The following is a 21,008-nucleotide window of genomic DNA, read 5'->3' on the forward strand; positions in this document are numbered from 1 at the left end:
CAGGACGCCGTCAGAAAGCCGTCTGACCTGATCGCCGCGTGCCTACGCTGACCCCATGAACGCCCGTGTCCTCGTGGCCGAGGACGACACCAAACAGGCCGAGGTGATCCGCCGTTACCTGGAGAGCGAGGGCCATACCGCCCTGCTCGTCCACGACGGGCGCGCCGCGCTCGACGAGGTGCGCCGCCACCGGCCCGACCTGCTGGTCCTCGATGTGATGATGCCGGTCGTCGACGGTCTGGACGTGTGCCGCATCCTGCGCCGCGAGAGCGATCTGCCGGTGTTGATGCTGACCGCCCGCAGCACCGAGGAGGACCTGCTGCTCGGCCTGGACCTCGGCGCGGACGACTACCTCACCAAGCCCTACAGCCCACGCGAGTTGATGGCCCGCGTCCGTACGCTGCTACGGCGGACCCGGGCGTCCGGCACGGTCCCGAACGACCCGGTGCTGCGGGTCGGCGCCCTGGCCGTCGACCCGGTGCGCCGCGTGGTCGAGGTCGAGGGCCGTCAAGTGGCCTGCACACCTGGTGAGTTCGACGTGCTCGCCACGATGGCCGCCGAACCGGAACGGGTCTTCACCCGGCGCCAGTTGCTGGCGAGCACCCGCGGGGACGACCGTTACATCACCGAGCGCACGATCGACGTGCACGTCCTGAACCTCCGCAAGAAGATCGAGCGCGTCCCCCGCCGACCGGCCTACCTCCAGACGGTGTTCGGCGTCGGCTACCGCCTCTCCGACGGCAGCCGTGGCCGCTGAGGGGCGGGTGCGCCCGCACGGCCGACTGCCCCTGCGCCGGAGTCTGCTGGTCCGGCTGCTGGCCGCGTCGATCACCATCGCCGTGTGCTCGGTCGCGGCCACGGCCTGGCTGGCCGCGCGCACCACCACCAGCGCCATCCAGCGGGAGCAGGGACAGGTCCTCGCCGACGACGCCCAGATCTACGACACGCTCGTCGGCTACGCGGCCGAGCACACCGACTGGTCGGCGGTGACGCCCGCGCTGAAGCGGCTCTCCGCACGGACCGGTCGCCACATCACCCTGACCACCCAGGACCGCCGGCCCGTCGCCGCGTCCGGCACCGTGTCCCAGCAGCTCCCCGCCAACGCCTCCGCGCTCGTCGACCCCCTGCGGGCCGACCCGGCCCTGCTGCCGGGCGTCCAGGCGGACGGTGTCGACCCGCGAGCGGTCGGCCCTTACCGGCTGCCGGACGCCGAGCGCAAGGAACTGCGGTACCTCGCGCGGAAGTTGCAGACCTGCCTGCGGGGTGCCGGATTCGCCGCCGGGGTCACCGAAGGGGCGAGCGGCAGACCCTCGCTCGTCATGACCGGCGACCGCGGCATCCAGCGGAAGGTCGGCGAGGTGTGCGGGGTGTTCGAACTCGACGATCCGACCAGGACCGAGAAGCGGGCACTCGACCGGCTCAACACCCTGGTGAGCGGCTGCCTGAAGCGCCAGCGGCTGGACCCCGTCGAGGTCGGTCTCGGCTTCGCTCCCACCAGGAGCGTCAGCGAGCCCGAGCAGCGGTGCGTCGACACCGCCCGCCGCGAGCAGCTCGCCCCCTATGTCGCCCCGCCCGCACTGCTGTTCGTCACCACCCCGGCCGGAACGCCGGCCGCCCCCGGCTTCGACCTCTCGTCCGCCAACACGGCCAAGGTCGCCGGTGTCGCCGCGCTCGTCCTCGTCCTCACCCTGGCGGTCACCGTCACCGTCGGCACCCGGCTGGTCAGACCGCTGCGGGCGCTGACCGACGCGGCCCGCCACTCGCCGCAGGAGCACCTGCGGGTACCGGTGACCACCAACGACGAGATCGGTCACCTGGCCGCCGCCTTCAACGACCTGTCCGAGCGCCGTGAGCGGCTGGAGGACCAGCGCAAGGCGATGGTCAGCGACGTCGCCCACGAACTGCGCACACCGCTCAGTACGATCCGGGGCTGGCTCGAGGCGGCCCAGGACGGCCTGGCCGCCTCGGACGAGAAGTTCGTCGCCTCCCTCCTCGAGGAGGCCCTGCTGCTCCAGCACATCGTCGACGACCTCCAGCACCTGGCCCAGGCGGACGCGGGCCGGCTGCGCCTGCACCCGGAACCCCTGAGCCTGCGGGAGCTCCTCGACCACGTGGCCGCGGCCCACCGCGGCCGGGCCGAGACCGCCGGAGTCACGCTCACCACCCGCATCGAGGACACCCCGGTCCTGCACGCCGATCCCGCGCGCCTGCGCCAGTCCGTCGGCAACCTCCTGTCCAACGCGATCCGGCACACGCCTCCCGGAGGCGTCGTCACGCTCGGCTGCCGCGGCGAGGGCGAGGTGACCGTGATCGAGGTCGCCGACACCGGTACCGGTATCGCCGCCGACGACCTGCCCCGCGTCTTCGACCGCTTCTGGCGCGCCGACAGGTCCCGCAGCCGGCAGACCGGCGGCAGCGGCCTGGGCCTCGCGATCGTCCGCCAGCTCGTCGAGGCCCACGGCGGCACGGTCTCGGTCACCAGCACCCCCGGCAGGGAGACGGTCTTCGCTCTCCGCCTGCCCCACACCTGCGCCGAGGCGCTGCGGACCCGCTGAGACCGACCTCGTCGTACGTGGCCCGGAAGGCTGTCAGCGCGGTGCCGGACCGCCCGTCAGTGCCGGGCGAACTGCACCCCGGTCGACTGCGCCACGTCCGGCCGCACGGCGATCCCGGTGATCTCCAGTCGCTCGCCGTAGATGTCGGTGAGCCTGATCGCGCCCCCGCACCCGCTGCCCTGCTCGGAGAGGAAGTAGTTGTACTCCGTACGGGGCAACTCGCTCCAGCCGGAAGCGGTTCGGACTTCGAGCCGGGCCAGCGGGTTGCGGTGGCCGATGGCCTGGATCCCGCACCAGTAGCGGGTCGATCCGGTCTTGTAGCGGATCGAGATCGTGTCGGAGGTGCTGGGACTCAGCAGACTCCACGTGATCGGGATGCGCCCCGTGACCGGGGCGGCGAGCTTCGCGAAGGCCTGCGGGCTGAGGTCGAGTTGGCCGGGTGCGCAGGGCAGCGGGCACTCGTTGGTGATCCGTACCGTGACGGAGGCACCGCTCGCGGCCCGGACGAGGATGTACGCCCCGCAGGCCTTGGACGTCTCGTAGTCCGTGGTGTTCATCGCCGCGGTCATGACGTCGGTGGTCGGCCCGTACAGACAGGCCCCGTCGCCGTCGCCCACGTCGTAGAACGTCGCCACGCCCTCGTAGGAGACACCGGGCTTGATGCGCCCGGCGAGCGGGGCGGAACCGGACGCCTTGCGGGCCGGCTCGGCGGCCGGGGTCGCCGCCCTACGGGACGACGCGCTGCTCGCGGCGGCCGGGGCGCTCCCGCGGGAGGAGGGCGAGGGCGAAGCGGACTCCGAGGCCGACGGAGAGACCGTCGTCGGTTCCGCCGCCGGTGTGGTCGCGGTCGGCGTCGCACGGGCCCCGGCGACGGAGGTGGCCCCGGCGGGGCCGGCGCTGCTCCCGTGGTCCGGGCCGAACGCCACGATCAGGGCGGCCACGAGTGCGACGGCCACCGCGGCACCGAGCGCCGCGCGCCGTCTGCCTGACCCGGACGAAGGGGAACGGTGTGAGCGAGTTGCCACGGCCAAGTCCTTGTGTGGTGCGTACGAGCCTCCGGCGGAGGGAGCTTCCGACCGTCAGTCGCCGCCGCTCACGGAAAGGTTGCCGGACAGTTCCTGGAAGGGCGCCGCTCCCCCGGTCAGGTCAAGGCCGGTCATGAGTTCGGCGAAGGCGCGGGCCGCGGCCGGGGAGTGGAAGAGCCGGTCGAGACGGGCCCGGGCGAGGTGGCGCGGGAACGGGTCGGCGTCCCCGGCGTCGTGGAGGGTCCGGGTGAGCCAGTGCGAGAACTCCTGGTCGTTCCAGACACGGCGCAGACAGCGTGCCGAGTAGCTGCTGAGCGCGGTGTCGTCGCCGTCCCGGACGACGTCCCGCACGGCACGTACGAGGAGGTCGGCGTCGTACAGGGCGAGGTTCATGCCCTTGCCGCCCATCGGCGACACGATGTGCGCCGCGTCGCCGACCAGGAAGAGACGGCCGTACGACATGGGGTCGTGGACGAGACTGCGGAGCCGGAAGACCTCGCGGTCGGTGATCGGGCCGGGGACGAGGTCCGGGTCGCCGAGGCGGGTGCGCAGGGCGTCCCACACACGCTGGTCGGGCCAGGCGTCCGGGGTGTCGTCGGGCGGGCACTGGAGGTAGTAGCGGCTCGCGTGGGGGCCGCGCGGGAAGTGGGCGGCGAAGCCCTGGGCGCTGACGGCGAGGAGGGGGTGGGCGGGGGGCGGGGCGTCGGCCAGGACGGTGAGCCAGCCGATGCCGTGGTCGAAGGCGTGCGCGGTGAGGACGCCGTCGGGGACGGCCGTACGGCTGACTCCGTGGTCGCCGTCGCACCCGGCGACGAAATCGCAGGTGAGGGCGTGCGGTGTGCCGTCGGGCGCGCGGTAGCGGATGGTGGGGCGGTCGCCGGTCAGGTCGTGCAGGGAGACGTCGGAGGCCTCGAAGCGCAGGTCGCCGCCGCCCTCCAGGAAGGTCTCGGTGAGTTTCTGCACGAGGACCTGCTGGGGGCACAGCCGGGCGGCCGGACCGTCCGAGCCGTCGCTGTCGGAGACCAGGTGGCTGCGGCCGTCCACCCGGAACTCCAGGATGCCGTCGTACGGGATGCCGCCGAGGACCTTGTCGGTCAGTCCCCACGAGTCGAACATGCGGACCGCGCGGGTCTCGACGATGCCGGCCCGCTGCCGCCGGGCGACGTGCTCGCGGGAGCGGCGTTCCAGGACGACGCAGTCGATGCCGCTGTGCTGGAGCAGGGTGGCGACGGTCATCCCGGCCGGGCCCGCGCCGATCACCACGACCGTCGTCGATTCGGGAGCGTCCTGCAACTGGCTTGCTTCTTCGGCCACTTGGGCACCTCCGGCACCCAGCCTAGCGAGGAAGCCGGCCGTCCGAGCCGTGTCCGATCAACCTCTCGCCGATCGGACACGGTTCCCGGAACGACCGTGTGCTCAGCGGTGGCAGGTGGTGAGGCCCGGCCGCCACGGGCAGGCGAGTCCGGCGAAGCCGCCGTTCGCGACGACGTCGACGGTGAGGGTGTCGCCGCCGCGCAGGACCCGGCGGTCCTGGACGAGGCCGTCGGCGCCGTCCCGGATCGTCTCCACCAGCCACCGGCCCGGACCGAGCGACAGCGGCACCTGGGCCGTGCGGGCGGCCCCCGCGTAGACCCCGCCGAGGAACCAGCGGTCACCGCTGCGGCGGGCCAGCACGGCCTCCTGGCCGGGAGTGCCGGCGAGCAGCCGGGTGTCGTCCCAGGCCGCCGGGACCTGGTCGAAGTAGGCCCGGGCGAGCGGCCTTGCCTCGTACGACTCGGGGGTGCCCGCGAACATCTGCAGGCCCGACTCGTAGGCGACGGTGAGGCCGACCTCGGCCGCGTCGGAGTTGGGGCGCAGTCCGACCCGCTGGAAGGCGCCGGGGGTGAAGTCCATGGAGCCGATGACGTTGCGGGTGAAGGGCAGGGTGGTGAGGTGGGCGGCGGTGTTGGTGCGCTTCTCCTCGCCCGCGACCCCCTCCAGGGTCATGACCTGCGGCCAGGTGCGCTGGATGCCCTTGGGGATCGTGGAGCCGTGGAAGTCGACCATGAGGTGGTGGGCGGCCGTCTCGGCGAGGATGGTGTCGTACCACCGGAGCATGGGCTGGGCCTCGGAGTTCATGAAGTCGATCTTGACGCCCTTGATGCCCCACTTCTCCAGGGTGGGCAGCCACTGCGCGCGTTCCTCGGGGGTGTCGAGGTCGCGCTGGTGGATCCAGACGATGATGCCGACGCCCTTGGCGCGGGCGTACCGGACGAGTTCCGGCATCCAGCTGTCGGTCTGCCAGTCGGGGTCGGTGACGTCCCACTCCCCCGGCCGGTAGTACCAGCCTGCGTCGACCGCCTCGTAGGGCCAGCCGCGTTCGGCGGCGTGGTCGACGTAGGCCTTCTGCGCGGCGAGGCTCTGCCCGGCCTCCCTGCCGCCCGCGAGCCAGGTCCACAGGACGGTGCCGGGCCTGATCCAGGAGGTGTCGCGCACCTTGGAGGCGGCGGCGAGGTCGTCGGTGAAGGTGGAGCGGGTGACGGTGGCGAGGTCGCCGGTGACCATGGCGCGCCACGGGGTGGCCAACGCGCCGGTGGCGGCGACCCGTTCGTCGGCGAGCTTGACGCGGTAGGTGCCGGTGCCCTGGTCATGGGCGAGCCGGGCACCGGAGTAGCCGCCGGTGAGGTCGGACTCGGCGAGCAGGGTGTATCCGCCGTCGGTCGAGAAGAGGGCCTGGTCGGAGTACTCGCCGGTGGGCGCGGTCGCGGCGGTGTACTGGACGAACTGGCCCTCGTTGTCCACCCGGTAGGTGCCGAGCCACGCCTTCGCGTCGGCCGGGAGGTTGAAGGCGGACGCCTCCCCGAGCACGTCACCGGAGCCGGCGGGCAGGACGTACCGGTAGGCGATGCCGTCCGCGGCGGCACGGACCACGAGGTCGAACCGGGCGCCCGCGGCGCCGGCGAAGGACAGCCGGGTCTCGTTCATCCGGACCCGCCGGTCCAGGCGCTTGCCGGACCTGGTGCGGTAACGCTCCTCGACGGTGCGGCTCTTGCGGTGCAGGAAGCGCAAGTCCTTGGACAGGTCGGCCTGTTCGGTGACGAGGCCGACGGGTGACGGTTCGATGACCGTACGGCCGTCGCGGGACACGGCGAGGGTGAGCCGGCCGGTGGTGTCGTCGAGGCCGACCTCGGCGCGCGGTGCGTGGGCTCCCGCCGACAACGACCATGTCTGGTCGCGCTGTTCGGCCTGAGCGGGTGCGGTGGTGAGGAGTGCGGCCGCCAGCGAGGCACAGAGTGCGGTGACCGCCGTTCTGATCGGAACTGCCATCGATGTCCTCCGAGTTGTGTGGCTATTACGGCAGTCCCCAGGCCGGTCCGGGCTCGCTGACGGCGACGGGCGCGAGGGTGAGGTCGGGGCGGGTACCGGTGTGCACGAGCACCTCGCGGCCGCGGGGAAGGTCGATGGCGAGGGTGCCGCCGCCGAGGTCGCGGGTGCGGGCCGGGGTGCCGTCGTCGAGGACGGCGGTGAGACGTCCGGTGAGGCCGTGCTGGAGCTTGAGGGGTTCGCCGGCCAGGCTCCGGACCCGGATGAAGCGGGTGGTTCCCGCCTTGCGGACGGCGCTGACCAGAAAGGCGCCCTCGGTGCGGAAGTTGTGCAGGGTGAGGTCCGCCCAGGCGGTCGGGACCGCCGGGAAGACCCGGATCACCCCGCCCCAGCTCTGGCAGAACATGTCGTGCAGGGACTGCGAGGCGGACAGCGGGGTCTCGATGACCGGACCGGCCTCGGTGTAGTGGGTGTTGGGGCGGCAAGGGTAGCGGGTGGTGGGATCGAAGAACTTCCGCAGATAGGTGATCGCGGTGTCCCCTTCGCCCGTCATGGCGTACATCGAGGCGGCGCCGGTGTAGCTGTAGCCGCGGTGGGAGCCGGTGAGCGCGTGCCAGTGGACGATCGACCTGGTGATGAGGTCGCGGTTCTCGGGCTGGTCCCAGTTGACGAGGTAGAGCGGGTAGACCATCAGCAGGTGCGAGTAGTGCCGGTGGGACTGGGCGTAGGGGGTGTCCGCACCGATCATGAAGCCGTTGTCGTCGACCGGGTAGGGCGTGAGCCTGGTGAGGACCTCCTGCCAGCGCGGGGCCAACTCGTCCTCGACGCCGAGGAGTTCGGCGGACTCGAGGAGGGTCCGGCAGCCCCAGCGGATCAGGGCGAGGTCGTAGTTGGTGTCCTGGGGCGGTACGACCGGGTATTCGGGCGACAGGGTGCTGGGCAGGTGGAGCTTGCCGTCGCTGCCCGGGGTGAGGAAGTGCAGGTAGTAGTTGATCGCCCGGCGCAGCACCGGGTAGATCGTGTCACGCAGCAGGGACGTGTCCATGGAGTGGCGGTAGGACAGCCACACGTTGTGCAACGCCCAGGTGAGGTCGCCGACTTCGGCGCCGGTGCCGGGCCGGCCCACGCTGCGGTTGGCGAACATGTCGGAACTGCGGCCCACGCCCGAGCTGTCGGCGCGGTAGACGGCGGGCACGTTGGCGGTCAGCTGTTCCTGGTTCTGGCGCAGTGTGGTGGCGAGGGAGTCCAGCTCCGGGTGGTTGAAGCCGTTGATGAGCCAGTACTCCAGCTGGACGTTGAGGTTCCACCAGACCGCGGGCCAGGGCGTGGGCTCCAGCCAGGGGCCCGAGGTCGCCATGACGGGTCCGCCGGCGCGGCTGGCGGAGGCGACCTTGTACAGCTGGATCCAGTGGAAGCTCTGGAGCCGCTGGTCGGGGAACGACACGAAGCTCTTGCGGTAGAAGGCGTGCCACCAGCTGGTGTGGCGCTGCCGGAGCGCGCTGTACGACTTCGCACGGCGGAGGTTGCGCAGGGAGTCGGCCTCGGCGGCCGTGTCGGAAGGGTGGCTGTGGCCGACGCTGAGCAGCAGGTCGTCGCCGGTGCGGCGGTGGGCGGTGGCGGTCTGTCCGCCGCCGGTGAGGGGCTGGAGGACCTGCTCGGTGCCGTCGGGGGCGGTGCGGGTGGTCCACGGCGGGTTGGCGGTGTAGCCGGCGGGCGGGGCCTCGCTGATCTTCCGGGGGCTGATGGCCTCCTCGGGGTGGAAGGTCCAGGTGGCCCGCTCTCCGCCGCGGGCCGTGACACGGACGGCGAGGACCTCGTCGTGGATCAGGGCGGCGAGGGTGAGGGTGCCGGCGGTGGTGGTGACGGTGCCGGTGAGTTCGGCGTTCCAGAGGCTGAGGCGCCAGTCGACGGCGGTGATGGTGCCGGCCGGTTCGAGGGTGAGGTGGCCGACGGGGAGCCGGCAGGTGCCCCAGCCGCTGCCGAACTCGGGGCGGTGGTCCTGGACCCGGCCGTGCTGGACGGTGAAGCGGATCCGGTTGGCGCCGGGCTCCTGGTAGACCATGCTGCCCAGTTGGCCGTCGCCGAGGAAGGGGCCCTCGTACCAGAGGGTGGGCAGCCGTTTCCACAACAGGTCCTGGTCGCGCAGGAAGCGGGCCCAGGCGTCGTCGGTGCTCATGGTGTCGCGGAGTTTCCAGGGGCGCGGGGCGGCGGCCCGGGCGGACGTCGGATCTCCGGCGGGGGCCGCGCCGGGTAACGCGGCGGCCGGCGCACCGGACAACGCGGTCGCGGCCGCTCCGCCCAGCGCGGTGCCGAGCACGGCCCTGCGGGCCGGGTGCGGGTGTCTCTCCGGGGGTGAGGTCATCGTCGTCCTCCATACCTGACGGATCGTCGATACATCGGGTGTATCGAGGAACCTAGGAGGCGCCTATGTACCTGTCAATGACTTCAGCACCATGCGAACCACGTGACAGTCGAGCCGCGCACGGGTTTTCGGGCTCCGACCTGCACCTCAGCAGGCCCAGACCAAGCGGCGCGACTCCTCCGATGTATCGTGACGGCGGGAGGACTCAGCCGCCCGTCAGCGCGGTGACCAGTTCACCCATGCCGTCGAAGTGCCCGTCGAAGTGGTCGCGACTCGTCGGCGGGTCGTCGGCCGGCCGGTGGACGTAGGCGGTTCGCATCCCCGCCGCCCGGGCGCCCCGCAGGTCCCAGGAATGGGCCGCGACCATGAGGACTCGCTCGGGCGGGCATCCGGCGGTGTCGATCGCGAGCCGGTAGACCTCCGGTGCCGGCTTGTAGGCGCGGACCGTTTCGCCGGACAGGGCCTGGTGCCGGCGGAGTCCGACATGGGCGCTGAGCCGCTCCAGGGTGGTGCGGCCCGCGTTGGAGAGCCCGAACACCGGGAGCCGTCGGGCCAGTTGCTCGACGCCCGTGACCGAGTCGGCCCAGGGCGACAGGCGTTGCCCGGCCGTGGCCAGCCTGGTGACGGCCGCCGGGTCGGTGACGTCGGCCCGGTCGGCCACCTTCCGGGCGGCCTCCGCGTCGAGGGTCTCCGAGGTGGCGTACGGGCGCCGCCCCTGCGCGATGCGTCGCTGCTCGCGCTCGCTGTGCCGCAGCCAGAGGTCGAGCAGGTCGTCGACAGTCTCCTCGTCCGACGCGGGGACCGCCTCGCGGATCGCCGAGCGCAGTCCGCCGGGTTCGTCGACCAGGGTGCCGAGGACGTCGAGGACGACGACGTCGATGTCGCGGATCGCGGCCATGCGGTCTCCCGTACGCGTCGAAATCACCCGTCCGACCGGTGACGATCCTGTCAGCTGGAGCCGTCACCGGTCAAGGTGGTGATACGACGTGGACCGCGTCCGCGTGTGTCTCAGCCCTGCGCGAGCAGCTGGAGCGTGTCGATCACTCGGTTGGAGAAGCCCCACTCGTTGTCGTACCAGGCGACCACCTTCACATGGCGGCCGTCGACCCGGGTGAGGGCCGAGTCGAAGATGGACGAGGCGGGGTTGCCCGTGATGTCGGAGGAGACGAGCGGGTCCTCCGAGTACTCGAGGATGCCCGCGAGGGGCCCCTCGGCGGCGGTGCGGTAGGCCGCGAGCACGTCCTCGCGGGTCACGTCGCGGGCGACGGTGGTGTTGAGCTCGACGATCGAGCCGACCGGCACCGGGACGCGGATCGAGTCGCCGGACAGCTTGCCGTCCAGGTTGGGCAGCACCAGGCCGATCGCCTTGGCGGCACCCGTGGTGGTCGGCACGATGTTGACGCCGGCGGCACGGGCGCGGCGGGCGTCGCGGTGCGGTCCGTCCTGGAGGTTCTGCTCCTGGGTGTAGGCGTGCACCGTCGTCATGAAGCCGTGCTCGATGCCGGCCAGTTCGTCGAGCACCGACGCCAGCGGGGCGAGCGCGTTGGTCGTGCAGGACGCGTTGGAGACGATCGTGTGCAGGTCCGCGTCGTAGGCGTCGGTGTTGACGCCGTACGCGAGGGTCACGTCGGCGCCGTCCGAGGGCGCGCTGACCAGGACCTTCCTCGCGCCCGCGTCGAGGTGGGCGCGGGCGGCCTTGGCCGAGGTGAAGCGGCCGGTGGCCTCCAGCACGATGTCGACGCCGAGGTCGGCCCACGGCAGCTGCGCCGGCTCGCGCTCGGCGAGGACGGTGATCCGGCGGCCGTCGACGACCAGCGTGTTCCCGTCGACGGTGACCGGACGGCCGAGCCGGCCGGCGGTGCTGTCGAAGGCGAGGAGCCTGGCGAGGGTGGCGGGTTCGGTGAGGTCGTTGACGGCGACGACCTCCAAGGTGGTGTCGCGTTCCAGGAGCGCGCGCAGCACATTGCGTCCGATACGGCCGAATCCGTTGATGGCGATGCGAGTCATGAATGGTGTCCCTTCCCTATGTCCACCAGGCTCGCTCGCGGCATGCGCCGCTGACAGTGGCGCGATCGCCATGGTTCAAAAGGATCGCGCCACGCGGGTCCAGGCGGTCACTCGCCCCGGGTGAAGGTGCGCCGGTACTCGCTCGGCGTGGTGCCCAGGATCCGCTGGAAGTGCGACCGCAGGTTCGCCCCGGTCCCGAGTCCGACGTCGGTCGCGATCTGCTCGACCCCGCGCTCCGAGCGCTCCAGGAGCTCGCGGGCCCGGTCGATGCGGGCCCGCATGACCCACTGCATCGGCGTGTACCCGGTCTCCTCGACGAAGCGCCGGGAGAAGGTGCGGGGCGAGACGGCGGCCTGGCGGGCCAGGAGGTCGAGGGTGAGGGGTTCGTCGAGTCGGCGCAGGGCCCACTCCCGGGTGGCGGCGAAGCGTTCGCCGAGCGGCTCGGGCACGCTGCGCGGCACGTACTGGGCCTGGCCGCCGCTGCGGTAGGGAGCCGCGACCAGGCGCCGGGCCGCGTGGTTGGAGGCGGCCACGCCGAGGTCGCCGCGCAGGATGTGCAGGCACAGGTCGATGCCGGAGGCGGCGCCGGCCGAGGTCAGGACGCTGCCCTCGTCGACGAACAGGACGTTCTCGTCGACCCGCACGAGGGGGTGTTTCGCCGCGAGCGCTCGCGTGTAGTGCCAGTGGGTCGTGGCGCGCCGGCGGTCGAGGAGGCCGGTCGCGGCCAGGGCGAAGGCGCCGGTCGAGATGGCGGCGAGCCGTGCGCCCCGGCCGTGGGCGGCGACCAGGGCCTCGACGACGGCCGACGGAGGGTCCTCACGGTCCGGGAACCGGTAGCCCGGGATGAAGACGAGATCCGCCCACGCGAGCGCCTCCAGCCCGTGGGCGACGTGGTACGACAGCCCGTCCCCGCCGCTCACGAGCCCGGGGGCCGCGCCGCACAGCCGTACCTCGTACGGCATGCTCGCGCGCGTGGTGAACACCTGTGCGGGGATCCCGACGTCCAGGGGCTTCGCGCCTTCGAGGACGAGCACGGCGACACGACGGAGGCGGGAGGCTGGCACGGGGACAGGGTACGCAGCGGTCAGGCGTCCTCGACCCTGGCGGTGACGGGTGTGCCGATCTCGACCGTGCGGCTGACCGTGCACAGGCGGTCGTGGGAGGTCTTGACCGCGCGGGGCAGGATCGTGCGGGCCCGGTCGGCGCCCTCGCCGTCCGGGAAGGCGACGGTGAAGGTCACCGCGAGGTCGGTCAGCCGGTTGCCGAGGTCGTCGTTGACCTTGTTGCCCGTCACCTCGACGGCGAAGACACTCGGTTCGGCGTGGCGGCTGGTGGCGAGGTCGACGTCGACGGCCGTGCAGCCGCCGAGCGCGGCCAGCAGCAGTTCGACGGGGGTGAACTCGTCGGATCCGGTGCCGAAGCTGATCGTGCCGCCCCGGGTGTTGGTGGCGACGAAATGGCCGGTGCCGGTGCGCTCGACGGTGACGGACCGCTCGGAGTTTTCGCTCATGCCGAGGACATTAGTGCCGGGCGCCGAACGGTGCCTCGGCGGCCCGGTGGCGCGGCACCACCCGGCCGCGCCGTGCCGCGTCACCACTCGCCCGCCACGGCCTCCGTCAGGCGGGTCACGGATCCCAGGTCGGGCAGGCTCCGCAGCTTCGCCACCGCCTCCCGGCTCCCGAAATCGCGCTGTTCGGGGGTCACCGTCGGATCGACCGCGCACGCGGCCTGCACGTGGACGTAGTTGAGGTCCGTCGCGAACAGCATGGAGAAGGCGTCCACGCCCTTGACCACCGCGCGGCCCCCGGCGTCCCGGTAGGCGCGCACCAGCCGCCGGGCGGCCCCGGCGTCGACATCGTTGCCGCCCGACCACACGTACAGGGCCCGGGCGAGCTCACGCTCCGCCGAGACGGGCCCGGCGTTGTCCCAGTCGAGGAGGACCGGTCCGCTCGGTCCGACCAGGACGTTCTGCGGGCGCAGGTCGAGGTGGGAGGTCACCACGTCGCCGGGGGCCGACGGCGACACATGGTGTCCCAGTTCCGCCGCGGTCGTGGCGACGAACCTCCCCAGCTCCTCGGCCCAGGACAGGCCCGCACGGCCGACCTTGTCCAGCAGTGCGGCCCAGTCGGCGTCCCGGGGGCACTCCTCGTACCAACCACCCGGCGTCCCGCCCGTGCCCTGGCCCGCCTGGTGCAGAAGGGCGAGCGTACGGCCGCACCAGCTCAGGATCTCCGGGTCCGACGGGTCGGCCCCGGTGCCGTCGACCCAGTCGTACAGCTTCACCCAGGAGCCCTCGGGCAGCCGTACGACATGGGCGCCGGTGCGGTCGGGCATGAGGCGGGGAGCGGAGATGCCCAGCGGTTCCGCCGCGTCGCGCAGGGCGGCCTCGGCACCGGCGTCCGGCTCGCCCTCCTGGAAGAGCAGTTCCTTCACGGCCCACGAGGTGCCGTTCCCGGACAGCTTCCAGATCTGCCCGAGGGCGCCGCGGGCGACGGGTGTCAGCGTCCATGTCCCCGCGCCGAGCGCATACGCGTCCGCGATGAACTGACCCGTCTCGCGCATGCAACTCCCCGCTTCCGCCGTCCTGTTGTGTGAGCCTAACCGCAACAACCGGTCCCCACGCGGCAGAAGCACGACGCCTCCACCGGTACGTCGGCCAGGGCCGTGGCGGTGCGCAGTTGCTGGGCGACGATCCGCGCCTCCCCGTCCTTCTCGCCGCGGACCAGGCATTCGTGGAGACCGTGCAACGCCCAGACGTTGCCCGGGTGTTGGAGGGGGCGCGGCAGGGTGTCGTCGAGGCCGAGGTCGGCGCGGTAGACGGCTTCGGCCTCGGCCACCCGGCCCTGTTCGAGCAGGAGGGCGCCGTAGGCGTGGCGGGTGGGCTGCATCCAGCCCCAGGGTTCGTCGTAGGGGAGGTTGTCGTCCAGGTCGATCGACCGGGCGAGGGCCGCGAACGCGGTGGCGAAGTCGCCCTTGCGGTAGGCGAGTTCGCCGTCGAGCATCGCCGAGGCGATCGCCAGGATGTCGGCGCAGGTGTTGTTGAAGAGCATCCGGGACTCGGGGACGCGGGCGACCGCCGCCTGGAACAGGGCGCGTTCGGCCTCCGCCTCGGTGACGCGGCCGAGGGCGGACAGGGCGACGCCGCGGGCGTAGTGGAGCATCGCGGTCGTCACGCAGTACAGCCGCGGGTCGGCGGGCAGCGGCAGGTCCAGGATGTCGGTCCAGCGGCCGAAGCGGATCAGGACGTGGACCCGCATCGCGAGGAAGCCCTCCAGCCAGTCGGCCATGGGCGGGCTCTCGACCCGCAGCAGCTCCTCGGGGATCGACGCCTCCAGCTGCGCGGCCGTCTCGAGGGCGACCTCCGACTGGCCGAGGAACATCGCCCCGTAGATCTTGAAGTGGTAGTTGTGCGAGCGGTAGAGCGTGTAGAAGTTCATCGCGCCCGCCCGGGCCCGGACCTTCTCGTCGGCGGCGATCGCCGCGCTGTTGTCGGACACCACCCGGCGGTAGTCACCGCACAGCACCTCCAGGTGGGACGGCATGTGCAGCAGGTGTCCCGCGTCCGGGACCAGGCCGCGCAGCCGGTCCGCGACGGACAGGGCCAGCTCGGGCGTCGGCGACATCTCCATCAGGTGGACGTACAGGTGCAGCACGCCCGGGTGGTCGCGTCCGGTGGCGCTGGTGAGCGCCCGCTCCAGGACGGCCCGGGCCTCGCGGGTGCGCGCGCCGAGGGCGGGTTCGCCGGTCCGCAGGTCCCACAGCTGCCAGGGGGTGAGGTTCATCAGCGCGTCCGCGTACAGGGCGGCCACGTCGGCGTCGTCCGGGGCGAGCTCGTGGACCGCGCGCATGGCGTCGGCGTACGGCGGGTTCCACACCGCGCAGTCCTCGGCGGGCTTCGCCTGCGGGTACCGGGCGCGCAGGGCGCCGATCAGGGCCCGCTCCACCACGGTGGCCCGGGCGGCTGCCTTCTCGTGGGCCGCCTCGACGGCCGTATGGGTGCGTTCGACGGTCCGGGCGAGGTCCCGGTCGTCGAAGAACTCCCAGGGCTTGTTGTAGTTCGGGCCCAGCGCGTAGGCGATGCCCCAGTGGGCCATCGCGCAGTCCGGGTCGGCGGCTGCCGCCTGCTCGAAGCAGGCCACGGCCTCCTCGTGGTGGAAGGCGTACGTCCACACCAGGCCCCGGTCGAACCAGAGTTGGGCCTCGGCGGATGCGGTGGTGACGGGTCGGCCGTGGGAGCCGAGGTCGTAGTACTCCATACGGCGCTCCTCGCGCTGCCGGCTGTGCTGCACGGGAGTCGATTCTGCCCGAAGAAGGCGCTTTCGGGAGAGTGGGAGCCGATCTGTCCCCCGAACGAACGCGGTGCCGGAGAGGGGACGCGAAGTGTCGTCAGCCCCCTCTCCGGCACCAGGTGGCCGGGGCTAAGCCGTCACACACGGAAGATCTCGAGGAAGCTGCTCCAGAATCCCTTCTTGGCCGGCTTCTGCGCCGCGGGGGCCGGGATGCGGGCCGCGGGCGCGGGCTGCTGGACCACCGAGGGACGGGGCGCGGTGGGCACGCCGTACGCCGAGGCCATCCGGGTCGCCGGGGTGGGGGCGAACTGGACGGGCAGGGCGGCCAGAGCCCGGTGGAAGGGGCCGGGACGCCACTGGAGCTCCTGGGCCGGGACGCTCAGGACGAGGTCGGGCAGCGCGTTGAGGATCTGCTCGATGGCGGTGACCGCGATGACCTGGGCCGGGCTCTTGGCCGGGCAGGCGTGCGGTCCCGCGCCCCAGGCGAGGTGGGCACCGCGGCTGTGGGCCTGGCCCGACGCGGTGAGCACGGGGTCGCTGTTGGCTCCGGCGAAGCTGATGACCAGCGGGGAGTTCGCCTGAACCACCACTCCGCCGAGGTCGACGTCCTGCACCGGGAAGTGCGTCGCGTAGTTGGCGATCGGCGGGTTGTTGAGCAGGACGTGGTCGAGGGCGTCCTCGATCTGCATGCTCGGCCCGTCCTCGCCCTCCGGCCCGAGGAGCAGGAGCAGGGCGTTGGCGATGAGGTTGCGGGTCGGTTCCACGCCGGCGCCGATCAGCATCACCAGCTGGTCCTTGAGCTCCTCGTCGGTGAGACCGGCCGAGTGCTGGACGAGCCAGGAGGTGATGTCGTCACCGGGCTCGCGGCGCTTGAGGGTGATGAGCTCCATGAAGCAGGCGGTCAGTTCGTCGCTGGCCTTCAGCGCGTCCTTGCCGTCGAACATGTCGGCCATCGCGCTGGTGACCCGGTCGCCGATGGCGGCGGGGCAGCCGAAGAGCTTGTTGATCAGCAGCATCGGCAGCAGCTTGGCGTAGTCGTTGATCAGGTCCGCCCGGCCCCGCTCGCTGAACTGGTCGATGAGGTAGGCGGCGATCGGCTCGACGTCGCGGCGGATGCGGGTGACGTTGAGCCGGTCGAGGCTCTCGGTGACCGCCTTGCGGAGCCTGAGGTGCTGGGCGCCGTCGGTGAACAGGCAGTTGGGGCGGTAGGCCATCATCGGCAGGACCGGGCTGTCGAGCGGGACCCGGCCGTCGTTGAGGGCGGTCCAGCGGCGGCCGTCGCGCGCGAAGAGGGTGGGGTTCTGGAGCACCCGCAGGGCCGTCTCGTGTCCGACGACCAGGGTGGCGTCGACGCCGGGGGCGAGCTCGACCGGGCCCGCGGGGCCGTGCGCCCGGAGGTAGTCGTAGACCTTCTGCGGGTCGGCGGCGAAGGAGCCGTCGTACATGGGGCATCTGGCCGCGCCGGTGGCGGCCGTGTCGTGAACGTCCATGTCTGTGTCCTTAGCTGGCCCGGACCGTGCGGTCCGGGCGGGGGGCGGTGGTTCAGGCGGCGCGGTCGAGCAGGTGGCGTACGAGAGCGATCAGGGCCCGGGCGGAGGACCGCTGGTCGCGTGCGTCGCAGTAGATGACCGGGGTGTCCGGGAGCAGGTCGAGGGCCTCCCGGATCTCCTCCTCCTCGAAGTGGCTGGTCTGCGAGAAGGTGTTGACCGCGATCGCGTACTCGAGGCCGTACTCGTCGATCAGGTCGATGACCGGGAACGTCTCCTCCAGCCGTGAGGGGTCGACCAGGAGCAGGGCGCCGAGCGCGCCGCGGGCCATGTCCTCCCACAGCTGCATGAAGCGCTGCTGTCCGGGGGTGCCGAACAGGTACAGCACCAGCTCGTCGCTCAGGGTCAGCCGGCCGAAGTCCAGCGCCACGGTGGTGGTCGCCTTGTCCGGGGCCCCGCGCAGGTCGTCGACGTGCATGGACGCCTGGGTCATCTTCTCCTCGGTGCGCAGCGGAGTGATCTCCGACAGCGACCCGATGAAGGTCGTCTTGCCCACGGCGAAGTGTCCGACCACCAGGATCTTCGCGGCGGTGGTCACATCGGCGGAGACGTAGATGGAGCCGTTCGCCCCGGGGTCAGCCGATGTTGAGGGTTTCGAGTCCATGCAGAACCTTCTCGAGTATCGCTCGGGGAACGTGCTGGGCGGGGGCCGGTTCAGCGCGGCGCAGGAGGTGCCCCTGCTCGAATAAATCGGACAGCAGGAGTCGGGCCACGCCGACGGGCAGTCCCAGGTGCCCGGCGACCTCGGCGACCGACAGGTAGCCGCCCGAACAGAGCTCCCAGATCGCCCGCACCTCGGGGCCCGCGCCCAGCGGCAGGGTCCGCTCGGGTGCGATGCACACCAGCGTGTGCAGGGCCAGGTCGTCGTCGGAGGGGAGACGACGGCCGCCGGTGATGACGTAGGAGCGGACGAAGTCGCTGGTTACCGGAGCGTCCTCGCCTGGCCAGGTCATGCGTCGACGCCGGTGTTCTGGCGCGGAACGGCGCTCATCGCCTTGGTCAGCGCGCCCACCGTCTTCTGCATCCGGATGGACATGGCCTCCATGTCGACGTCCAGGGCGGTGGAGACGGCGAGGTAGGAGCCGCTGCCCCCGGCGATGAGGAAGATCCAGCCGCCGTCGAACTCGATCAGGGTCTGCTTCCACAGGCCCTTGCCGCCACCGACGAACGGGGCGACGCTGCGGCACAGGGACTGCAGGGAGCTCATCGCGGCGGCGTTGCGCTCTGCGTCGTCACGGACGATGCCGTCGGACCGCTGCATCAGCAGGCCGTCCGCCGAGACGAGGATGGCGTGACGGGCCCCACGCACCTCGAGCACGTCGTTCAACACCCACGACAGGTCGGGATTCACTGGTTCTGAGGTCCTTCCGTGTTGTCTGAGTCCCGCCCGAGCAGGGTTCCGCGAGCGAATGCCTTGAGCCGCGAGGCGGTCTCCTCACCGGCCGCGTCCAGGTCGGGCACCTCCGCGCTGGGCGTGGCCACCACGGAGACGGCGCCGTTGCGGCGCCGACGGCGTTTGGGGAGGCCGCCGGCCGTCTGTCCGACGACGAGGGAGGCCACCGGGGACGGCTTGGCCGCCGCCGGCTCGTCCTCGAACTGGTCGAGCACGACGGGTGCGGGTGCGGGCACGTCCGCCGTCAGAAGGTTCTCGGGCACCCGGATCACGGCCCGTACACCGCCGTACGGCGAGACCGCGTCGACGGAGACGTGGAAGCCGTAGTGGGCGGCGAGCTTGCCGGACAGGGCGAAGCCGAACTTGGGCGGGTCGCCGAGGCTCGTGATGTCCACGGCCCCGCCCGCCGTCAGCAGGGACGCGGCACGGGCCTTGGTCTCCTGGTCCATGCCGAGACCGGCGTCGTCGACGATCAGGCAGATCCCGGTGGGGACGGCCTGGATGTTGATCTCGACGGGGGTGCCGGGGGCGCTGTACTTGGTGGCGTTGTCCAGCAGTTCGGCCAGGACCATGGCGACGGGTTCGACGGCGCGGCTGGTGATGGCGACGCTGGCCTGGGAGTGGACGTTGACCCGCTCGAAGTCACGGATGCGTCCCTGGGCGCTGCGGGCCACGTCGTAGACCGAGGCGTCCCGGTCGCGCCGTCCGAGCCAGCCGCCGCAGAGCACCGAGATGCCCTTGGTACGGCGGCTGAACTGGCTGCCCGTGTGGTCGACCAGCATCAGGTCGGCGAGGACCGCGTGGTCGTCGCCGTACTTCTGCTGGAGGCCGTCGAGCAGGGACAGCTGCTCCTCGGCGAGGGTGGCCAGGGTGCCGACGGCCGACTTCAGGGTCGCCTTGGTCGCGGACTCGGCGTCCTTGCGCACCTCTTCCAGATCCGCGGCGTGCCGTGCGCTCACCGACGAGTAGGTCGTCTGGAGCTCGGCGAGCTGGCCTCGTACGCTCGCCATGTCGCCGTGCAGTTTGTTGTTGTTCGCGCGGAGCTGGATGTTGGTTCTCCGTGCGCGCATCACTGCGAAAACCGCAGCGATGAGTACCACGAGCAGGACCCACAGGAGTGGATCTTCGAACAATGACGTCATGAGACTCTCTTCAAGTCGCCTCGCGTCGGGAGACTGACCGTGCATGAGACCCCCGGGAACGCCCGTCACCCTGGGGTGGCGGACCTTGCCGGCGGACCAACCGTCACTCCTTCACGATGGGGCCGTTGTGGCTGTCCCCCGTACGCGCGTATGACGCGTCATCAGCCTACTGAAAAGTACAATGATCTTATCAGTTGTCACGGTGTCAACAGGCGTACCAGGCACCACACTTGACGACTCTCCACAAATGTCCCGCAGCAAGACCTCATCGCCGCGCGGGGCCGGGTGGCGGGTCCGCGTCCCGCCCGCCTGCGATCCCCTGTTCCGGCCACTCGTTCATGATCAACGCGGGGCAGCCTACCAAGGGCGTGGGAACGTTTTCCCCCTCCTGGTGGCAAAACTCGTTTGCGGCCACCGGGTCCGGTCCGGACCCTTGGCCCATGCCCTATCTCCTGCGCGCTGCCGCGCTCACCGACGCGCCGGCCGTCACCGACCTGCTGAACGAGATCGACCGCATCGAGATCGGGCGGCCCGAGACCGATCTGCACACGGTGGAGGCCGACCTCAAGCACCCCGAGGTCGACCTGGACCGCGACTCCTGGCTGGCCTTCGACGGCTCACGGCTGGTGGCGTACGCCCTGGTGTGGGACGAGTCGCAGGGTGAGCGCATCGACGCCGACCACTACGTGCTGCCCGACCACCAAGAGGCCGGAGAGCTGCTCCTGGAGGCACTGGAGGCCAGGTCACTGGAGAAGGCGCGGGCCAACGGCGCCTCGAAGGCCGTGGTCCATCTGCATCTCAACTCGGCACCCACGACCGACCTCACCCGGATACGGGCCCGCGGCTGGACGGTCGTCCGGCGCTATCACGTACTGGAGCGGGCGCTGCGGGCGGACGCGGACCTGCCGCCCGAGCCGCCGGCCGGCGTGCGGGTGCGGCCGTGCGTGGACGAGGCGGACCGCAAGCAGGTCCACGCCCTGCACCAGACCTCCTTCGCCGAGCACTTCGACTTCCAGCCCCGTTCGTACGAGCAGTGGCTGCACGACATCCAGGCCGACCGGCTCGACTGGTCGCTGGTGTGGCTCGTCTCCGCCGAGGACCTCGGGGACGCCGGCTTCCTGATCGCCCGCGACGACCGCGAGGCCATGGGCTGGATCCGCAGTCTCGGCCTCGTCCGCGAGGCCCGCGGCCGGGGCCTCGGCGGACTCCTGCTGCGCCAGGCGTTCGCCGCCTTCGCGGCCCGGGGGCGCACCTCGGTGGGCCTCGGTGTGGACACCGAAAACGCCACCGGCGCGCCCGAGTTGTACGCGCGCAACGGAATGTCGGTCCATTACGCCGTCGACACCTGGGAAATCGTGGTGAGTTGAATTCCTACCGCTTTTCCA

Annotated in this window: 18 protein-coding genes; 3 read left to right on the forward strand and 15 right to left on the reverse strand. The window is 71.7% G+C overall.

Annotated elements, in window-relative coordinates; translation table 11 throughout:
* The first annotated feature begins 55 nt into the window (after positions 1-55).
* Together OHN19_RS01910 and OHN19_RS01915 are read left to right on the forward strand one after the other, a co-directional pair.
* Positions 56-757, forward strand: coding sequence for a response regulator transcription factor (locus OHN19_RS01910; protein ID WP_330262395.1), 702 nt, complete (start codon positions 56-58; stop codon positions 755-757).
* Entirely contained in the window at positions 747-2,555 is a 1,809-nt protein-coding gene (locus tag OHN19_RS01915) for a HAMP domain-containing sensor histidine kinase (RefSeq protein WP_330262396.1), read from the forward strand. Before OHN19_RS01910 ends, OHN19_RS01915 begins: the two co-directional genes overlap by 11 nt.
* 56 nt (positions 2,556-2,611) lie before the next feature.
* Here the strand turns inward: OHN19_RS01915 and OHN19_RS01920 are convergent, their stop codons facing one another.
* The 15 genes from OHN19_RS01920 to OHN19_RS01990 form a co-directional block, all read right to left on the reverse strand.
* Positions 2,612-3,580, reverse strand: a complete 969-nt coding sequence (locus tag OHN19_RS01920; protein ID WP_330262397.1) for an expansin EXLX1 family cellulose-binding protein — start codon at positions 3,578-3,580, stop codon at positions 2,612-2,614.
* A gap of 54 nt (positions 3,581-3,634) precedes the next feature.
* Positions 3,635-4,894 (reverse strand): 4-hydroxybenzoate 3-monooxygenase, encoded by a 1,260-nt coding sequence (locus OHN19_RS01925; protein WP_330262398.1) that lies wholly within the window; start codon positions 4,892-4,894, stop codon positions 3,635-3,637.
* Positions 4,895-4,996: 102 nt separating this feature from the next.
* Positions 4,997-6,886 carry a glycoside hydrolase family 97 protein gene (locus tag OHN19_RS01930; protein WP_330262399.1) on the reverse strand — a complete coding sequence of 630 codons (1,890 nt, stop codon included), beginning with the start codon at positions 6,884-6,886 and terminating at the stop codon, positions 4,997-4,999.
* A 25-nt stretch (positions 6,887-6,911) separates the two neighbouring features.
* The gene (locus tag OHN19_RS01935) at positions 6,912-9,245 is read right to left on the reverse strand and encodes a glycosyl hydrolase family 95 catalytic domain-containing protein (RefSeq protein ID WP_330262400.1); all 2,334 of its coding nucleotides are present in this window, start codon (positions 9,243-9,245) and stop codon (positions 6,912-6,914) included.
* A 205-nt stretch (positions 9,246-9,450) separates the two neighbouring features.
* The gene (locus OHN19_RS01940; protein ID WP_330262401.1) at positions 9,451-10,143 is read right to left on the reverse strand and encodes a haloacid dehalogenase type II; all 693 of its coding nucleotides are present in this window, start codon (positions 10,141-10,143) and stop codon (positions 9,451-9,453) included.
* A gap of 110 nt (positions 10,144-10,253) precedes the next feature.
* Complete coding sequence (gap, locus tag OHN19_RS01945; RefSeq protein WP_330262402.1) at positions 10,254-11,252, reverse strand: type I glyceraldehyde-3-phosphate dehydrogenase; 999 nt, start codon at positions 11,250-11,252, stop codon at positions 10,254-10,256.
* A gap of 107 nt (positions 11,253-11,359) precedes the next feature.
* Entirely contained in the window at positions 11,360-12,316 is a 957-nt protein-coding gene (locus tag OHN19_RS01950) for a GlxA family transcriptional regulator (RefSeq protein ID WP_330262403.1), read from the reverse strand.
* Positions 12,317-12,336: 20 nt separating this feature from the next.
* The gene (locus tag OHN19_RS01955) at positions 12,337-12,762 is read right to left on the reverse strand and encodes an OsmC family protein (RefSeq protein WP_330262404.1); all 426 of its coding nucleotides are present in this window, start codon (positions 12,760-12,762) and stop codon (positions 12,337-12,339) included.
* Between the two features lie 80 nt (positions 12,763-12,842).
* On the reverse strand, positions 12,843-13,814 hold the full coding sequence (locus OHN19_RS01960) for an aminoglycoside phosphotransferase family protein (RefSeq protein WP_330262405.1): 972 nt from the start codon (positions 13,812-13,814) through the stop codon (positions 12,843-12,845).
* Between the two features lie 35 nt (positions 13,815-13,849).
* A complete protein-coding gene (locus tag OHN19_RS01965) occupies positions 13,850-15,508 on the reverse strand; it encodes a hypothetical protein (RefSeq protein ID WP_330269507.1) in 1,659 nt (552 codons plus the stop codon).
* Between the two features lie 170 nt (positions 15,509-15,678).
* Positions 15,679-17,031: a cytochrome P450 gene (locus OHN19_RS01970; RefSeq protein ID WP_330262406.1), complete on the reverse strand. Its 1,353-nt coding sequence runs from the start codon at positions 17,029-17,031 to the stop codon at positions 15,679-15,681.
* A 52-nt stretch (positions 17,032-17,083) separates the two neighbouring features.
* Positions 17,084-17,692: a GTP-binding protein gene (locus OHN19_RS01975; RefSeq protein WP_037713890.1), complete on the reverse strand. Its 609-nt coding sequence runs from the start codon at positions 17,690-17,692 to the stop codon at positions 17,084-17,086.
* On the reverse strand, positions 17,664-18,041 hold the full coding sequence (locus OHN19_RS01980; protein WP_123765658.1) for a DUF742 domain-containing protein: 378 nt from the start codon (positions 18,039-18,041) through the stop codon (positions 17,664-17,666). Before OHN19_RS01980 ends, OHN19_RS01975 begins: the two co-directional genes overlap by 29 nt.
* The gene (locus OHN19_RS01985; protein ID WP_330262407.1) at positions 18,038-18,439 is read right to left on the reverse strand and encodes a roadblock/LC7 domain-containing protein; all 402 of its coding nucleotides are present in this window, start codon (positions 18,437-18,439) and stop codon (positions 18,038-18,040) included. Before OHN19_RS01985 ends, OHN19_RS01980 begins: the two co-directional genes overlap by 4 nt.
* Positions 18,436-19,623, reverse strand: a complete 1,188-nt coding sequence (locus OHN19_RS01990) for an ATP-binding protein (protein WP_330262408.1) — start codon at positions 19,621-19,623, stop codon at positions 18,436-18,438. Before OHN19_RS01990 ends, OHN19_RS01985 begins: the two co-directional genes overlap by 4 nt.
* A gap of 440 nt (positions 19,624-20,063) precedes the next feature.
* Between OHN19_RS01990 and OHN19_RS01995 the strand changes: the two genes are divergently transcribed.
* Positions 20,064-20,990 carry a GNAT family N-acetyltransferase gene (locus OHN19_RS01995; protein WP_330262409.1) on the forward strand — a complete coding sequence of 309 codons (927 nt, stop codon included), beginning with the start codon at positions 20,064-20,066 and terminating at the stop codon, positions 20,988-20,990.
* The last annotated feature ends 18 nt before the right edge of the window (positions 20,991-21,008 follow it).

Source organism: Streptomyces griseorubiginosus, from assembly GCF_036345115.1.
GTDB classification, from domain to species: domain Bacteria; phylum Actinomycetota; class Actinomycetes; order Streptomycetales; family Streptomycetaceae; genus Streptomyces; species Streptomyces griseorubiginosus_C.

What these genes read in the sequence shown, in the direction of transcription:
- OHN19_RS01995 (WP_330262409.1), top strand. Translation starts at nt 20,064, where the DNA reads ATGCCCTATCTCCTGCGCGCTGCCGCGCTCACCGACGCGCCGGCCGTC.
- gap (WP_330262402.1), bottom strand. Translation starts at nt 11,252, where the DNA reads ATGACTCGCATCGCCATCAACGGATTCGGCCGTATCGGACGCAATGTG.
- OHN19_RS01940 (WP_330262401.1), bottom strand. Translation starts at nt 10,143, where the DNA reads ATGGCCGCGATCCGCGACATCGACGTCGTCGTCCTCGACGTCCTCGGC.
- OHN19_RS01935 (WP_330262400.1), bottom strand. Translation starts at nt 9,245, where the DNA reads ATGACCTCACCCCCGGAGAGACACCCGCACCCGGCCCGCAGGGCCGTG.
- OHN19_RS01975 (WP_037713890.1), bottom strand. Translation starts at nt 17,692, where the DNA reads ATGGACTCGAAACCCTCAACATCGGCTGACCCCGGGGCGAACGGCTCC.
- OHN19_RS01965 (WP_330269507.1), bottom strand. Translation starts at nt 15,508, where the DNA reads ATGGAGTACTACGACCTCGGCTCCCACGGCCGACCCGTCACCACCGCA.
- OHN19_RS01910 (WP_330262395.1), top strand. Translation starts at nt 56, where the DNA reads ATGAACGCCCGTGTCCTCGTGGCCGAGGACGACACCAAACAGGCCGAG.
- OHN19_RS01990 (WP_330262408.1), bottom strand. Translation starts at nt 19,623, where the DNA reads ATGACGTCATTGTTCGAAGATCCACTCCTGTGGGTCCTGCTCGTGGTA.
- OHN19_RS01955 (WP_330262404.1), bottom strand. Translation starts at nt 12,762, where the DNA reads ATGAGCGAAAACTCCGAGCGGTCCGTCACCGTCGAGCGCACCGGCACC.
- OHN19_RS01970 (WP_330262406.1), bottom strand. Translation starts at nt 17,031, where the DNA reads ATGGACGTTCACGACACGGCCGCCACCGGCGCGGCCAGATGCCCCATG.
- OHN19_RS01960 (WP_330262405.1), bottom strand. Translation starts at nt 13,814, where the DNA reads ATGCGCGAGACGGGTCAGTTCATCGCGGACGCGTATGCGCTCGGCGCG.
- OHN19_RS01930 (WP_330262399.1), bottom strand. Translation starts at nt 6,886, where the DNA reads ATGGCAGTTCCGATCAGAACGGCGGTCACCGCACTCTGTGCCTCGCTG.
- OHN19_RS01980 (WP_123765658.1), bottom strand. Translation starts at nt 18,041, where the DNA reads ATGACCTGGCCAGGCGAGGACGCTCCGGTAACCAGCGACTTCGTCCGC.